Source organism: Mesorhizobium sp. DxT, from assembly GCF_058448885.1.
Genome location: NZ_JBZFLJ010000007.1, coordinates 234,102 through 248,753 on the forward strand (window position 1 = coordinate 234,102; position 14,652 = coordinate 248,753).

At 63.6% G+C, this 14,652-nt stretch carries 13 protein-coding genes and 2 tRNA genes; 10 read left to right on the plus strand and 5 right to left on the minus strand.

Annotated elements, in window-relative coordinates; all coding sequences use genetic code 11:
• Positions 1-100: 100 nt before the first annotated feature.
• Complete coding sequence (locus tag ACVJNE_RS15230) at positions 101-1,132, minus strand: TRAP transporter substrate-binding protein (protein ID WP_499566870.1); 1,032 nt, start codon at positions 1,130-1,132, stop codon at positions 101-103.
• A gap of 175 nt (positions 1,133-1,307) precedes the next feature.
• Between ACVJNE_RS15230 and ACVJNE_RS15235 the strand changes: the two genes are divergently transcribed.
• Genes ACVJNE_RS15235 through ACVJNE_RS15245 form a run of 3 tightly spaced genes read left to right on the plus strand, consistent with a single transcriptional unit; the run spans position 1,308 to position 4,691 of the window.
• Positions 1,308-2,060, plus strand: coding sequence for an SDR family NAD(P)-dependent oxidoreductase (locus tag ACVJNE_RS15235; protein ID WP_499566872.1), 753 nt, complete (start codon positions 1,308-1,310; stop codon positions 2,058-2,060).
• Between the two features lie 38 nt (positions 2,061-2,098).
• A complete protein-coding gene (locus ACVJNE_RS15240) occupies positions 2,099-3,799 on the plus strand; it encodes an FAD-dependent oxidoreductase (RefSeq protein WP_499566874.1) in 1,701 nt (566 codons plus the stop codon).
• A 1-nt stretch (position 3,800) separates the two neighbouring features.
• Positions 3,801-4,691: a DMT family transporter gene (locus ACVJNE_RS15245; RefSeq protein WP_499566876.1), complete on the plus strand. Its 891-nt coding sequence runs from the start codon at positions 3,801-3,803 to the stop codon at positions 4,689-4,691.
• Here the strand turns inward: ACVJNE_RS15245 and ACVJNE_RS15250 are convergent.
• Entirely contained in the window at positions 4,675-5,484 is an 810-nt protein-coding gene (locus tag ACVJNE_RS15250; protein ID WP_499566878.1) for an IclR family transcriptional regulator, read from the minus strand. The genes ACVJNE_RS15245 and ACVJNE_RS15250 overlap by 17 nt on opposite strands.
• Before the next feature lie 176 nt (positions 5,485-5,660).
• On the opposite strand from ACVJNE_RS15250, the gene ACVJNE_RS15255 reads away from it, so the two are divergent.
• The 4 genes from ACVJNE_RS15255 to ACVJNE_RS15270 all read left to right on the plus strand — a co-directional run bounded on the left by ACVJNE_RS15255 (position 5,661) and on the right by ACVJNE_RS15270 (position 9,993).
• Positions 5,661-6,692, plus strand: a complete 1,032-nt coding sequence (locus ACVJNE_RS15255) for a histone deacetylase family protein (RefSeq protein ID WP_499566880.1) — start codon at positions 5,661-5,663, stop codon at positions 6,690-6,692.
• A gap of 18 nt (positions 6,693-6,710) precedes the next feature.
• Positions 6,711-7,811, plus strand: coding sequence for an NAD(P)/FAD-dependent oxidoreductase (locus tag ACVJNE_RS15260; protein WP_499566882.1), 1,101 nt, complete (start codon positions 6,711-6,713; stop codon positions 7,809-7,811).
• Between the two features lie 130 nt (positions 7,812-7,941).
• The gene (gene dusA / locus ACVJNE_RS15265) at positions 7,942-8,946 is read left to right on the plus strand and encodes a tRNA dihydrouridine(20/20a) synthase DusA (RefSeq protein WP_499566884.1); all 1,005 of its coding nucleotides are present in this window, start codon (positions 7,942-7,944) and stop codon (positions 8,944-8,946) included.
• Positions 8,947-9,162: 216 nt separating this feature from the next.
• Positions 9,163-9,993 (plus strand): sulfite exporter TauE/SafE family protein, encoded by an 831-nt coding sequence (locus ACVJNE_RS15270; protein WP_368804535.1) that lies wholly within the window; start codon positions 9,163-9,165, stop codon positions 9,991-9,993.
• A gap of 3 nt (positions 9,994-9,996) precedes the next feature.
• Here ACVJNE_RS15270 and ACVJNE_RS15275 read toward each other — a convergent pair whose 3' ends face one another.
• Together ACVJNE_RS15275 and ACVJNE_RS15280 are read right to left on the minus strand one after the other, a co-directional pair.
• A complete protein-coding gene (locus ACVJNE_RS15275) occupies positions 9,997-10,707 on the minus strand; it encodes a TIGR02281 family clan AA aspartic protease (RefSeq protein WP_499566886.1) in 711 nt (236 codons plus the stop codon).
• Positions 10,704-10,940 carry a DUF1289 domain-containing protein gene (locus ACVJNE_RS15280; protein ID WP_499566888.1) on the minus strand — a complete coding sequence of 79 codons (237 nt, stop codon included), beginning with the start codon at positions 10,938-10,940 and terminating at the stop codon, positions 10,704-10,706. The genes ACVJNE_RS15275 and ACVJNE_RS15280 overlap by 4 nt, the downstream gene beginning before the upstream one ends.
• 218 nt (positions 10,941-11,158) lie before the next feature.
• Here ACVJNE_RS15280 and lon point away from each other — a divergent pair, with 218 nt between their 5' ends.
• Positions 11,159-13,594, plus strand: a complete 2,436-nt coding sequence (gene lon / locus ACVJNE_RS15285) for an endopeptidase La (protein WP_499566889.1) — start codon at positions 11,159-11,161, stop codon at positions 13,592-13,594.
• Between the two features lie 193 nt (positions 13,595-13,787).
• The gene (hupB, locus tag ACVJNE_RS15290; protein WP_173193594.1) at positions 13,788-14,060 is read left to right on the plus strand and encodes a DNA-binding protein HupB; all 273 of its coding nucleotides are present in this window, start codon (positions 13,788-13,790) and stop codon (positions 14,058-14,060) included.
• Between the two features lie 214 nt (positions 14,061-14,274).
• Here hupB and ACVJNE_RS15295 read toward each other — a convergent pair.
• Positions 14,275-14,350, minus strand: a tRNA-Val gene (locus ACVJNE_RS15295).
• Positions 14,351-14,563: 213 nt separating this feature from the next.
• Here ACVJNE_RS15295 and ACVJNE_RS15300 point away from each other — a divergent pair.
• Positions 14,564-14,640: transfer RNA gene (locus ACVJNE_RS15300), tRNA-Asp, on the plus strand.
• Positions 14,641-14,652 lie beyond the last annotated feature (12 nt).

The following is a 14,652-nucleotide window of genomic DNA, read 5'->3' on the forward strand; positions in this document are numbered from 1 at the left end:
TCCAGCGGTTTTACCGATGAAGCCTGTTACGCGAAATTCAGCGGTTGCGACAGCGCGCGACGGTTGCGAGTCCGGCTTCGTGCCGGACCCGCTCGTTTGCCTATCGCGGCAGGGCCTGGAGTTCCGACCAGCGCGACGTGCGCTCGACATAGGCGGTCAGGGAATCAAGCGCTTCCTTGAAGATCGGGTCCTTCGCCGCTTCTTCCTGAAGCACTTCGCCGGCCGCCGTGCGCATGGCTTCCAGCACTTCGTGGGGGAAGCGCTTGATGCTCACGCCTGCTGCCTCGATCTCCTCGACGGCTGCAACCTGCGCATTGAGCTGGTCGGCCATGTTCTCGGCGATGTTGGCCTTGCAGGCCTCGACCATGATCTTCTGCTGATCCTCGGAGAAACCGTTCCAGACATCCATGTTGACGATGATGGAATCCCAGCTCGAGGGCTGGTGCCAGCCGGGGAAATAGTAGTTCTTGACGATCTTCTGGAAGCCGAAGCCCTTGTCGAGCTGCGGCGCGGAAAACTCAGCCGCATCGATGCGGCCGGTCTCGAGCGACACGTAGATCTCGCCGGCGGGCACGAGCTGCGTGTTCGCGCCGAGCTTCGCCAGCGTCCGGCCGCCGAGGCCGGCGATGCGCATGTTGAGGCCCTTCAGGTCCTCGACGGTATTGATCTCCTTGTTGAACCATCCGCCGGCCTCAGGCACGACGAGGTGGCACGGAATGACCTTCACGCCATGCGGGTCATAGGCCTTCTGGATGATTTCCAGACCGCCACCCTCGAACATCCAGCCGAGCGCGATATCGGGCGAGGGGCCGAAGGGCATCGAGCCGACGAGGTTGGCGACGGGAATCGACTCGGCCCAGTAGCCGATCCAGTCGAAGCCCATCGGAATCGCACCGCTCGATACCGCTCCGAAGACCTCGAAAGGTGGAACGAAGTCGCCGGCGCCGTGCACCTTGATGTCGACCTCGCCGTTGGTCATCAACCGCACCTTGTCGGCCCAGTTCACGGGGCTGGGGCCGATCGACGGAACGTTCAGTCCGAACACGCTCTGCAGATCGAAGCTCTGGGCCATGGCCGACCCGGCAAATGCAACGGAAGCGGCCAGCGTGGCCGCGGCGATGTAATGTTTCATAAAAATCCTCCCAAGGCACCGCACAGCCGCGGCTCATCTCCCTGCGACGTGTCCCGGCATCCGTGCCTGGCGTGTCTTCGCAGAATTGCAGTCTTGCAAATTCCGACGTTTGCCTCAATAAGAAAATTCGCGAATAGCAAACTCATTTGCAGATAACGAATGATTGGGAAGATGCATGCTGGGCATCGAGGGAGAGGTCGCGGTGGTGACCGGCGCGGCACAGGGTAACGGCCTGGCCATTGCGCGCGGCCTGGCAGAGGCCGGTGCCAAGGTGGTGCTCTGCGACATGGCGGGAGCGGCTGCCGAAGCCGCCGCAGCGGACATTCGCGCGAATGGCGGTGTGGCCATGGCGACGGAACTCGACGTAACCCAGCCCGAAGCAGCAGTGCGATTCGCCGGCCAGGTAGAAGCCTGGCAGGGGCCGGCTGCAATTCTCGTCAACAATGCGGGCATCATCCGTCGTACGCCCATTGATGGCGCGAACTTCGATGCCGATTGGGCCGATGTCTTCAGGGTCAATGTCGACGGTGTTCGCACGATGGTTCGTTCATTCCTGCCCCAGCTTCGCAAGACGCGCGGGCGGATCGTCAACCTCGGCTCGATCATGTCGGTCTCGGCAGGGCCGGGCCTTGGCGCCTACGCAGCCAGCAAGGGCGCGGTTTTGCAGTTCACCCGCGCGCTTGCACACGATCTCGCGCCCGACGGCATCCGGGTGAACGCGATCGCACCGGGGGTGATCGCGACGCCGATGACGAAGGTGACGCGCGAAACGCCCGACGCGATCGGGCGCTTCATGGCGCATACGCCGTTGGGGCGCGTCGGCGAGCCGGAAGAACTGGTCGGGCCGGTGCTTTTCCTTGCGTCGGCCATGTCGACCTACGTCACCGGTGCCTTGCTCCCGGTCGACGGCGGCTATCTCGCCTCGTGACCCGGCTGGACGATTTCTTGGACGCTTTGGACATGACCATGAAAAGACATGAATGTGACGTGCTGGTTATCGGCTCCGGCGCGGGAGGGCTTTCGACCGCCGTGTCGGCCGCGCACCGCCATCTGGACGTGCTGGTGGTGGAAAAGGAGCCGGTCTATGGCGGCACCACGGCGCGTTCCGGCGGCTGGATGTGGATCCCCTGCAACGCGCCTGCGCGCCGGGCCGGCGTTGAGGATTCCGCGGACAAGGCACGGACCTATCTCAAGCACGAGGCCGGCAGCCATTTTGACGAGCGCCGAGTCGATGCTTTCCTCGAGGCCGGCCCCAAGGCGGTCGACTTCTACGAGCGGAACACAGCCCTCCAGTTCGATCTCGGCCCGACATTCGCCGACTATCACCCCGACGCGCCGGGCGGCATGGATGGCGGGCGCTCCATCGTGGCCCGCCCGTTCGACGGGCGCGAGCTCGGCCCCGAGATCAAGCGCCTGCGGCCGCCGTTGGCCGAGATTACCTTCCTCGGCATGATGATCGGCTCGGGTAAGGAACTGCTGCATTTCTTCAACGTCCTGCGCTCGCCCGTTTCTGCGTTCTATGTCGGCAAGCTGTTCGTCAAGTTCCTGCGCGACATGGCGTTTCACGGTCGCCCGATGCGCCTGATGAACGGAAACGCGCTGGTGGCGCGGCTCGCCAAATCCTGCTTCGACAAGGAGGTGCCGATCTGGACCCGCTCGCCTGTGCGGGAACTTGTCCGTGACGGCAAGAACAGGGTCTCCGGCGCAATTGTCGATACGGCGGAAGGGCCGGTGGAGATCGTTGCACGCCGTGGCGTGGTGCTCGCCGCTGGGGGCTTTCCACAGGACCCCGTGCGACGGAAGGAACTTTTTCCGCATGCGCCTACCGGTTACGAACATGCCTCGCCGGCGCCGCCCGGAAACACCGGCGATGGGCTGAGACTGGGCGAAGCGGCTGGCGCAAGCGTGGACACGACGCTGCCGCAGGCGGCAGCCTGGGTGCCGATTTCGCGTCCCGTCAAGCCGGACGGAACGCTGGGCACGTTCCCGCATTTCGTCGATCGCTCGAAGCCCGGCGTGATCGCGGTCACCCGTTCGGGACGGCGGTTCGTCAACGAAGCGAATTCCTATCACGATTTCTGCCAGGCGATGGTGGCCCGCTGCAACGAGGAGAATGGCGAGGTCTGCGCCTTCTTCCTCGCCGACCATCATGTGCTGCGCAAATACGGGCTCGGCTACGTCAAGCCGGCGCCGGTGCCGTTCCGCCAACACGTCCGGTCGGGCTATCTCTATGAGGGACGCACGCTGGAAGAGCTTGCCGAACGTATCGGCGCCGACCCGGCTGGGCTGCGGCGTACCGTCGAGAACTTCAACAAACATGCTGAGCACGGGGAAGATCCGGAATTCGGCAAAGGCTCGACGTCCTACAACCGATCGCTCGGCGATCCTGACCACAAGCCCAATCCGTGCGTTGCGCCGATCCGCAAGGGGCCGTTCTACGCGGTCAAGCTGGTCGTTGGCGATCTCGGCACCTTCGCGGGGCTTCGCTGCAACGAGAACGCGCAGGTGCTCGCCGAGGATGGGCGGCCGATACCGGGCCTCTATTCGGTGGGCAACGACGCGGCGAGCATCATGGGCGGAAATTATCCGGGCGGCGGCATCACGCTTGGGCCCGCCGTCACATTCGGCTACATAGCCGCCCGACACATCTCCGGCGCGAACGACTGACGTGTCGCAAGCCCGGCGCCAATGGGCGGAAGGGGTGGCGCTGGGTCTTGCCGCCACCATCTTCTGGTCGTTCTACAATGTCGGCACGGCAATCGGCCGGGCCGACGGCTTTTCAAGCGCCGACCTCGCCATGCTGCGCTTCGGGGTAGCGGCGCTGGTCCTGGGACCTCTGCTGGCTCGCAGGACCGGCTGGCGGCCCGCCTTGACCTTCAGGCGCGTGGTAGTGCTGAACCTGCTCATCGGCCCGCCATTCGCCTTCTTCATCAATACCGGCTACGGCATCGCGCCGCTGGCGCACGCGGTGGTGATTTCACCCGGTGTGACCATGCTGACGGCCAACGTGTTGGCAGCCATCGTCGACCGCCGCTCGGTACCCATGCAACGCCGCATAGGCATTGCGCTTCTCGTCCTTGGGCTCGTGGCGATTGCGGCAGATCAGCCGGCGGCCGCGCCATCAGGCGTGCCCGTATGGATGGGCGACCTCTGCTTCGTCGCTTCCGGCACGCTGTGGGGCATCTTCACATGGCTGGTCGGCCGCTGGAAGCTGCCGGCGATCGAGACGACTGCGGCCGTTTCCATCTGCGCAGCGCTCTGCTTCCTCCCCGTCTATCTGGTCGCATTCGGGGTCACGTCGCTTCCAGGAGACCGGTGGGCCGAGCAGATCGTCTATCAGGGGCTTTTCGGCGGTGCGCTGGCAATTGTCGCCTTTGCGGGGTGCGTGACGCGGCTTGGTGCTGGAACCGCCGCGCTGTTTCCGGCGCTGTTGCCACCCATGGCCGTCCTATTGGCTATTCCGCTTGCCGGCCAGACGCCGAGCGGCGTGCAATGGCTGGGCATGGCGCTTGCCTCGGGCGGCCTGATCGTCTCGCTCGAATTCATGCGTCGGCGGTGACGTCCTCACGATAGCCGAGCTCATTCGAAAGCTGCCGGGTGAACCCGAGCAGGCCGGTGACAGCCGGGCCATCTGCCGACAGGTCGATCATCGCCGTGGGGCCGATGGCGGTCAGCGCGAGCTGCATCTGCCCGGTGTGATCGAACACCGGAGCCGCAACAGCGCTGACGCCCGGGATCGGCAGGTCGCGGGTGACTGCGTGGCCGTTGGCCGCGACGATCGCGACCTCCTCCCAGTAGCGGGCTTCGTCGAATTCGAACGGCCCGCGCTCTAGCAATGTGCGGTCGGAGCGTTCCTGCCGGATCATCGGCTGGGTGACTGGTCGAGGCAGGAAGGCGGCGAAGACCTTGCCTGTCGCGGTTGCCGTCATGAGGAAGATGTTCCCGACCTGGACGTTGGCATGGATGCGCGCGGACGATTCCTGAACATAGACGATGGTCGGGCCGTGAAGGCCCCAGACCGTGATGGCGATCATGAGTTGCAGGTCGTCGGCAAGAGCGGCGACGCGCTGCACGGTTTCCCGGTAGGCGTTCTGGTTGCGCAGCCGGGTCAGGCCCAGATGCAGGGCGAACGACCCGAGCTGGTAGTGGCCTGCCTCTGTCTGCTCGACCATGCCCATCTTGCGGAAGGAGACGAGATAGGGATGCAGTTGCGCCGCGGCCATCCCCGTTTCCTGCGCGAGATCGCGCAGTTTCAGCGGTCCCCGCGCGCGCGCCAGGGCATTAAGCACCACGCCGCCCGTGTCGATCGACTGGACGCCGCGCGAGCCGTTCTTCTTCTCCGTCGAAGCCATCGCCCTCTTATTCCGTTTGAATGGAGGTAAACCAGAAGATCGGGAAGCACAACGACACCGGGACGCTCGCCTGTGTCCGGCCTGTCATGCTTGACGTTGGGGGCGGCTATCGTGTTGCTTGCTGACGCCCCCGTTTCTCTCTATTCCCAAAAATCTCCATCGAAAGCCAGAACAGCATGAAGTGTGTTTTCCACGAAACCCAGCGCAGACACGATCCCAGGCACTTCCTTTCCTCAGGTGCGCAGAAGCCTAACCCGGAGGTGCCGGAGCGGGTCAACCGGCTGCTTGCCGGCGCGGAAAACGCAGGACTTGAACGCGTTGCGCCTGGCGACCGGGGGCTGGCGCCGGCGGCGGCGATTCACTCGCCCGAATATCTTCGCTTCCTGGAGACGATCTATGACCGCTGGCGGCGTATCCCCGATGCCTCGGAGGAGGTGGTGCCAAACATCCACCCCGACCGCCGCGACTTTTCCTACCCTGCCTCGGCCGTCGGCCAGGCTGGATACCACATGGCCGACACCGCCTGTCCGATCTCGGCTGATACCTGGGAATCGGCCTACTGGAGTGCGCAGACGGCAGCCGAGGCCGCCGCGATGGTGCTCGACGGTGAAAAGGCCGCCTATGCGCTGTGCCGGCCACCCGGCCATCACGCTTTTGCGGACATGGCCGGCGGCTTTTGCTTTCTCAACAATTCCGCGATCGCCGCTCAGGTCCTGCGCAGCCGGCACGAGCGCGTCGCCATCCTCGATGTGGACCTGCATCACGGCAACGGCACGCAGGGCATTTTCTATGCACGCGCTGACGTTTTGACGGTCTCGCTGCATGCCGATCCGGCACGATTCTATCCCTTCTTCTGGGGGCATGCGTCGGAACGCGGGGAAGGGGCGGGGCTCGGCTACAACCTCAACCTGCCGCTGCCGCGCCATTCCGGCGACGAGGAGTTTCTCGATCAGCTCGACGTAGCATTGACGCGCATCGCGTCGTTCGCGCCGGGCGCCGTCGTCATCGCGCTCGGGTTGGATGCGTTCGAAGGCGATCCGTTCGGCGGGCTTTCCGTTTCGACAGACGGTTTCCGCTTGATCGGCGGGCGCTGCGCCAGCATCGGGGTGCCAACTGCCATCGTGCAGGAAGGGGGCTATCTGTGCGATGCGCTCGGCGACAACCTTGCGGCGTTCCTCCGGGGCTTCCGGCACGTCGCGGCCATCTGAGAAGGGTATTCTTCGGCGATGATTTCCACAGACGTTCTGGTGATTGGTGCCGGCATCGCCGGTGCCGGTGTGGCGGCCGCCATCGGCGGACGGCGTGATGTTGTGCTGATTGAGCAGGAGTCGCGCCCCGGCCATCATTCCACGGGACGGTCGGCTGCGATCTTCATCCAGAACTACGGCAACGCGGTCATTCGCGCGCTAAGTGCGGCAAGCCGGCCGCTGTTCGATGCGCCGGATAGCGAATTCTTCCCGTCGCCGCTGCTTTCGCAGAGGGGCATCCTGTTCGTTGCGGACGCGGAAGACCTGTCCCACCATGAGGATCTGCTTGCGCTCTCCGAGGGCCTCGTCCCGATGCTGCCGGCCGACGCCGCGGCGATGGTACCGCTGCTCAGGCCCGAGTGCATTGCCGCGGCTGGATATGAGCACGATGCAAGCGACATCGACGTGAACGCGTTGCACCAGGGCTGGCTGAAGACGGCTCGCCGCGCCGGCGCGCGGGTGATGACCGATGCGGCGCTGCTGAAAGCGCACAGGGTGGGCAATCGCTGGAAGGTGGAGACCACGGCGGGCGAAATCGAGGCCGAAACGATCGTCAACGCCGCCGGCGCGTGGGTCGACGTGGTGGCTGGAAACTGCGGCGTCGCTCCCAAGGGTCTCGTTCCCCACCGGCGTTCGATGGCGGTCATTGCCTGTCCCGCCGGCTACGATTGCGAGCGCTGGCCGCTCGTCTCCAATTCCGCCGACCGTTGGTACTTCAAGCCCGATGCGGGGCGGCTGCTGATTTCGCCAGCCGATGAAGACCCCGTGGAGCCTCACGATGCCTTCGTGGATGATATGACACTCGCCGAAGGCCTCGACCGGTACCAGCAGGCGGTTCGAGAGGAGATCGTGCGGGTGGATGGGAATTGGGCCGGCCTGCGCACTTTCGCGCCCGACAGGACGCCGGTGGTGGGCTTCGACGCCGACGCCGAGGGGTTCTTCTGGCTGGCGGGGCAGGGCGGCTACGGCATCCAGACGTCGCCCGCGCTGTCGGCAGTCGCCGCCGCGCTCATCCTTGGCGACGAGCCAGGCCTGGCGATCGACCCGGCAATGATGTCGCCGAACCGGGTGATGGTCTGAGCGCGTTGCCAGACTGACGGCCGGTAGCAAACCTCGCTGCCGCCCATGATTTGAACATTGGCCTCAACTCGTCTATCACGCGCAGGCGTAGCCCAGAGCTATCGAAACATGCGCCCCGCGCCAGACGAGCATGACACAATTCGACATATCCGACTTGCGGCTGGCCGTCGCTCCCATGATGGATTGGACGGATCGGCATTGCCGGTTCTTCCATCGCCAGCTCACGCGGCGCGCTTTGCTTTATACGGAGATGGTGGTTGCCGATGCGGTGATCCACGGCGACCGCGAGCGGTTGCTGGGCTTCGACGCAGTGGAGCATCCCGTCGCGCTGCAACTTGGCGGTTCCGATCCGGCCAAGCTCGCGGAGGCGGCTCGGATCGCAGCCGGCTACGGCTATGACGAGATCAACCTCAACGTCGGCTGCCCGTCCGACCGCGTGCAATCGGGCACATTCGGCGCCTGCCTGATGCGGACCCCAGCGCTGGTGGCAGACTGCGTGGCAGCCATGAAAGGTGCCGTCGCGGTTCCGGTCACGGTCAAGTGTCGCATCGGGGTGGACGATCAGGACGTCGAAGAAGCGCTGGACGAGTTGGCCGACGGGGTCTTCGCGGCGGGGGCGGACGCGCTGTGGGTGCATGCGCGAAAGGCGTGGCTGGAGGGGCTTTCACCTAAGGAAAATCGTGACATCCCGCCGCTCGACTATCCGCGCGTCTATCGCCTGAAAGAGCGCTTGCCGAATCGATACATCGGCATAAACGGCGGTATTCAGACGCTGGACGAGGTTTCGGCCCATCTGGAACGGGGCGTGGATGGAGCGATGCTCGGCCGCGCCGCCTACCACAATCCCGGGCTACTCACCGAGGTCGATGCGCGTTTCTACGGCGATCCGGTTTCTGCCGCGGACTGGCCGTCGATCATCGATGCGATGGCAGCGCACGCAGCCCTCCATATCGAGAGGAGCGGCAGGCTGGTGCATGTCACCCGACATATGACGGGCCTCTTTCACGGCCTGCCCGGCGCGCGGCGTTGGCGGCAGGTGCTTTCGACCGATGCCACGCGCCCCGGGGCAGGGCCGGAGGTGCTGCACCAGGCGCTGTCGCATGTTCGGCTGGACGAAGCGGCAGCCGCTGCCTGACCCGATTTACTTTGCCGTTCAACGCGGCTAGTGGTCCGTTTCCGCACTTCGCATCGGCCTTTGGGGAGGAGCGGAAACGCAGGACTGTCAGCAACCTCAGGGTTTCGCCCGAACGTTCGAGGTTGACATTCGTTCGGTGAGACCAGCGTCAGCCGGAGATCGAATGTCCAATTCGTTTCATTCGACAGTTCATCCGCATCGAGAGAGGGAATTCTGATGGCCGGACTTGACCTGCCGATGGGCGAACTCGCCACATTCGCACTCGCCATCGCCGCATCCGGCGTTGTTTCCGGCCTGATGGCCGGCATTTTCGGTATCGGCGGCGGCGCCGTTCTGGTGCCGGTGTTCTATCAGGTCTTCGGCCTGCTCGGCGTCGACGAAGTCGTGCGCATGCACCTTTCGGTCGGTTCGTCGCTTGCCATCATCATCCCGACCTCGATCCGCTCCTTCACCGGGCACCGCGCCAAGGGCGCGGTCGACATGTCGCTGCTGAAGAGCTTCCTGATTCCCGTGCCGATCGGCGTCATCCTGGCCTCGCTCACGGCGGCCTACATCTCGAGCGGCGGCCTGCGTGTCATTTTCGCTGTCATCACGCTGCTGGTCGCCTTTCGGCTGCTCTTCAATCGCGAAAGCTGGCGTGTCGGGGCGGATATTCCGGGAAATCCGGCGCGCGCCATCATCGGCGCCGTTATCGGCTATTTCTCAACGCTGATGGGCATCGGCGGCGGCGTCATGAACAACACGTTCATGACCCTTTTCGGCCGACCCATGCACCAGGCCGTTGCCACGTCTTCCGGCGTTGGCGTACTGATCGCCATTCCTGGTACGATCGGCTACATCTGGGCCGGCTGGGGCAACCCTCTGCTGCCGATCGCGTCGACCGGCTACATCAACTGGATAGCGGTGGCGCTTGTCATTCCGATCGCGCTGCTGGTCACGCCTTACGGCGTGCGGATCGCGCATGCGCTGTCTAAGCGTCAGCTTGAAGTCGGCTTCGGCCTGTTCTGCATCTTCGTGTCTGCGCGCTTCTTCTGGAGCCTGCTTTAAGCGTCAATCGCGCAGGATCAGCCTTTCGCCGCGCATGTCGAATCCCGACAGCGTGCCGATGAAGTTCATGCCGAGCAGGCTGCGGTCGAGCCGCCCCCGTTCGGCCACCATCACCGGTACGCGGTTGCGGACAATGTCGCCGATGCGGATTTCGTCCGCCACCACGCGCGCGGCGCGCGCCTCGCCATTGGCGGTCATGATAGGGATGGTGAAGGAGAGCGTGTCGGGTTCATAGCCGGCGCGGCTCGCGTCGTCGTAAGTCAGGACCGTGCTGGTTGCGCCGGTGTCAACCATTGTCATGACCGGTGTGCCGTCGATCTGTGCGCGGACCTCGAAATGGCCGTTGGAAAGCCTGTCCAGCATGACGGCGGCGCGTCCGTCGGCATCGCTTACCGATAACGGGCTGCCGGGGATCAGCCCCGCCGTTACACGGCTGGCGATGTCCTGCAATTCGTAGCGGTACTGATACCCACCCATCAGCAGCAGGATGATCAGCAGCCAGATAGCGCCGGTACGCACGGCGTGGCTGAGGCGAATACCGGAACCGACGATGCCGGCCGCGATAACCGCGCCCAGCACGCCCAGATAGAGCGTACGGGCAAAGGCTTCGTCCTCGAAGCCAAACACGGTACCGCTGTAACCCGAAGCCAGGAGCAGAATGAGCCCCACGGCCAAAACGCCGAGGACGATCCAAAGGAGCCTGTCGCCCTTCATTGCGTGGTTTCACCCCTTTCGCGGGCTAGTCTGGTCCGGCGGGTTTCGCGGCGCGGCCTGCGTTCGACGGTCTCGAGGCGGGCCGGCAGGACAGCCATGACGGCGCGCCGCGTCTCCGGCGTCATCGTCAACCACGCCCCGATCTCCTCGCGCGTGCGTCCGCAGCCGAAGCAGTAACCGGTCTTCATGTCGATGGAACAGACCAGGATGCAGGGAGATTCAATCGCCGTCATAAAGTTTCCTTGGCTCGACAGTTCCCACATGGGACAGGCGCGAAAGCAATGCAAGTGTGTGTACCCTTGCGCCTTTTGCGCCTCTTGATCTTTCTTTGCTGCAACGCCAACTAAGCATCGACCCGGTCGCTCGGAAATCCGTGCTGAAAGGCGCCGAAAGAGCTTCGGCGGTAGGCGGAAGGCCCGGCGGTCGCTAATATGAGATTCGCGGTCGGCCCATGTGCGGCCGCGAAATGAAAGGTTGGACAATGACCAAATCATCCCGGTCCTCTGACGCAGGCGTGTTCGCGGTTCTCCCGCTGCGGGACATCGTCGTGTTTCCCCACATGATCGTGCCCCTGTTTGTCGGGCGCGAGAAGTCGATCAGGGCGCTGGAAGACGTCATGGGGGCTGACAAGCAGATCCTGCTTGCAACCCAGATGAATGCAGCCGACGACGACCCGGCAGCCGATGCGATCTACGATGTCGGTACGCTGGCGAACGTGCTTCAGCTTCTCAAGCTGCCGGACGGCACCGTGAAGGTGCTTGTAGAGGGCACCGCGCGTGCGAAGATCAGTGCCTTCACCGATCGCGATGATTTCCACGAGGCCAAGGCGGAAACGCTTCTGGAGCCCGAGGAAGAGGAAGTCGAGATCGAGGCGCTGGCGCGCTCGGTGGTCTCCGACTTCGAAAACTACGTCAAGCTGAACAAGAAGATATCGCCGGAGGTGGTTGGCGCCGCCAGCCAGATCGATGACTATTCCAAGCTTGCCGATACCGTTGCCTCGCATCTTGCCGTGAAGATCGGCGAGAAGCAGGAAATGCTTGCGACACTTTCCGTGCGTGAGCGGCTCGAAAAGGCGATGGGCTTCATGGAAGCCGAGATTTCCGTGCTCCAGGTGGAAAAGCGCATCCGCTCGCGCGTCAAGCGCCAGATGGAGAAGACGCAGCGCGAGTACTACCTCAACGAGCAGATGAAGGCGATCCAGAAGGAACTCGGCGAGGGCGAGGACGGCCGCGACGAGGCTTCCGAGCTGGAAGAGCGCATCAAGAAGACCCGCCTGTCGAAAGAGGCGCGCGAGAAGGCCGACGCCGAGCTGAAGAAGCTGCGGACGATGTCACCGATGTCGGCCGAAGCGACGGTCGTGCGCAATTATCTCGACTGGCTGCTTTCGATACCCTGGCAGAAGCCGTCGAGGGTCAAGAAGGACCTTGGTTTCGCCGAGGAAGTGCTCGATGCCGATCACTTCGGCCTCGACAAGGTCAAGGAGCGCATCGTCGAGTATCTTGCCGTGCAGAGCCGCCAGAAGAAGCTGAAGGGGCCGATTCTCTGCCTCGTCGGGCCTCCCGGCGTCGGCAAGACCTCGCTCGCCAAGTCGATCGCCAAGGCCACTGGCCGCGAATATGTTCGTATGGCGCTGGGCGGCGTGCGCGACGAGGCCGAGATCAGGGGCCACCGGCGCACCTATATCGGCTCGATGCCCGGCAAGGTCATCCAGTCGATGAAGAAGGCGAAGAAGTCGAACCCGCTGTTCCTGCTCGACGAGATCGACAAGCTCGGACAGGATTATCGCGGTGATCCGTCTTCGGCGCTGCTCGAGGTGCTCGATCCCGAGCAGAACATGACCTTCATGGATCACTATCTCGAGGTCGAATACGATCTGTCGAGCGTGATGTTCGTGACGACCGCGAACACGCTCAACATTCCGGCCCCGCTGATGGACCGTATGGAGATCATCCGCATCGCCGGCTACACCGAGGACGAGAAGGTCGAGATCGCCAAGCGGCACCTTCTTCCCAAGGCTGTACGCGATCACGCGCTTCAGCCGAAGGAGTTTTCGATCACCGACGAGGCGCTCAGGGCGGTTATCCAGCTCTACACGCGGGAAGCCGGTGTGCGTAATCTCGAACGCGAGCTGATGAAGCTCGGCCGCAAGGCGGTGACCGAGATCCTGCGCACGAAGAAGAAGTCGGTGAAGGTGACCGAGAAGAACCTCGCCGATTATCTTGGCGTGCCGCGTTATCGCTACGGCCAGGTCGATGGCGAGGATCAGGTCGGCGTCGTTACCGGGCTTGCCTGGACCGAGGTCGGCGGCGAATTGCTGACGATCGAAGGTGTCATGATGCCCGGCAAGGGCAAGATGACCGTTACCGGCAACCTGCGTGACGTGATGAAGGAATCGATCTCGGCTGCGGCATCCTATGTCCGCTCGCGCGCCATCGATTTCGGCATCGAGCCGCCGCTCTTCGACAAGCGGGACATCCACGTGCACGTGCCGGAAGGCGCGACGCCCAAGGATGGCCCGTCTGCCGGTACGGCGATGGCAACGGCGATCGTTTCGGTGCTGACGGGCATTCCGGTGCGCAAGGATGTCGCCATGACCGGCGAGATCACCTTGCGTGGCAGGGTCCTGCCCATTGGTGGCCTCAAGGAAAAGCTGCTGGCGGCGCTTCGCGGCGGTATCAAGAAGGTGCTGATCCCCGAGGAAAACGCCAAGGATTTGGCGGATATCCCGGAAAACGTAAAGAGCGGGCTCGAAATCGTGCCGGTTTCGCGCGTGGGAGAGGTACTAGGCCATGCGCTGGTGCGCATGCCTGAGCCGATCGAGTGGGTCGAGCCCGTCGAACCGGCGGCTGCAAAGGCCGAAGCCGGCTCTGCTGCACTCGCTCACTAACGCTCGCGAGCGCGAAATCGATAAAAAGGCCAGGCGATTGCCTGGCCTTTTTATCTCAAACCCGCAGAAAACCGGGAAAAACCGGGGTCCGGAACGCTTTTCATACTTGGTCGGCAAGGCGGGATTTCTTACACTCCGCATCCTGCCGGTTGAGTCGAATGGCCGGCCTTTCACAGGGAAGGGAATTTTTTTAATGAACAAGAACGAACTCGTATCCGCCGTCGCGGACTCCGCAAAGCTCTCCAAGGGCGACGCCCAGTCCGCCGTCGACGCGGTGTTTTCTGTCATCACCGGGGAACTGAAGAAGGGCGGCGACGTCCGTCTCGTTGGCTTTGGCAATTTTTCCGTTTCCAAGCGTGAGGCTTCCACCGGTCGCAACCCGCAGACCGGCGCCGAGGTGCAGATTCCGGCCCGCAACGTGCCGAAGTTCTCCGCCGGCAAGGGCCTGAAGGACGCAGTCAACTGAGACTGTCCCAAGGCTGAATTTTGAAAAGCCGGGCTTGCCCGGCTTTTCTTTTGCCATCTGCCATGCCGGCTGGCCTAAGGCATCGGTAACGGCATGAGACGCAAAGACGTTGCTCGCCGCGCTAGCAGCAGCGTCAGGGTGACGCTTCTATAAGCGGTAGCCAGCCCCGATGGCGGAGCTTGCATGCGCGTGACAGGTTCAGCAGGCTTGGGAATGGTGGGCGATGACAGGCTCGAACTGCCGACATCTTCGGTGTAAACGAAGCGCTCTACCAACTGAGCTAATCGCCCTTCCGGGGCGGACGTGTAAGCGTTCGCAGCCGGTTTCGCAAGCGAAAATAGGGCGCTTTCAGCACGGCTGGCCAGTCGTGGGCGCCGCGATCCACAGGTGCTCCAAATGCTTTTGAAGATTGTCGAAAATCGGTTGCCGGTGTGCTTGACACCAATGGGAGAAGCGCTTAATTCACGCCCACGACAAACGCCGCTGACGGCGAAAGTCGCTGCGCGGGTGTAGCTCAGTCGGTTAGAGTGCCGGCCTGTCACGCCGGAGGTCGCGGGTTCGAGCCCCGTCACTCGCGCCATCTTCCCAAGAG

Bases quoted from the DNA above. Each gene is read 5' to 3' on its own strand.
- ACVJNE_RS15230 (WP_499566870.1), bottom strand. From the start codon at position 1,132: ATGAAACATTACATCGCCGCGGCCACGCTGGCCGCTTCCGTTGCATTT.
- ACVJNE_RS15235 (WP_499566872.1), top strand. From the start codon at position 1,308: ATGCTGGGCATCGAGGGAGAGGTCGCGGTGGTGACCGGCGCGGCACAG.
- ACVJNE_RS15240 (WP_499566874.1), top strand. From the start codon at position 2,099: ATGAAAAGACATGAATGTGACGTGCTGGTTATCGGCTCCGGCGCGGGA.
- ACVJNE_RS15250 (WP_499566878.1), bottom strand. From the start codon at position 5,484: ATGGCTTCGACGGAGAAGAAGAACGGCTCGCGCGGCGTCCAGTCGATC.
- ACVJNE_RS15255 (WP_499566880.1), top strand. From the start codon at position 5,661: ATGAAGTGTGTTTTCCACGAAACCCAGCGCAGACACGATCCCAGGCAC.
- ACVJNE_RS15260 (WP_499566882.1), top strand. From the start codon at position 6,711: ATGATTTCCACAGACGTTCTGGTGATTGGTGCCGGCATCGCCGGTGCC.
- dusA (WP_499566884.1), top strand. From the start codon at position 7,942: ATGACACAATTCGACATATCCGACTTGCGGCTGGCCGTCGCTCCCATG.
- ACVJNE_RS15270 (WP_368804535.1), top strand. From the start codon at position 9,163: ATGGCCGGACTTGACCTGCCGATGGGCGAACTCGCCACATTCGCACTC.
- ACVJNE_RS15275 (WP_499566886.1), bottom strand. From the start codon at position 10,707: ATGAAGGGCGACAGGCTCCTTTGGATCGTCCTCGGCGTTTTGGCCGTG.
- ACVJNE_RS15280 (WP_499566888.1), bottom strand. From the start codon at position 10,940: ATGACGGCGATTGAATCTCCCTGCATCCTGGTCTGTTCCATCGACATG.
- lon (WP_499566889.1), top strand. From the start codon at position 11,159: ATGTGCGGCCGCGAAATGAAAGGTTGGACAATGACCAAATCATCCCGG.
- hupB (WP_173193594.1), top strand. From the start codon at position 13,788: ATGAACAAGAACGAACTCGTATCCGCCGTCGCGGACTCCGCAAAGCTC.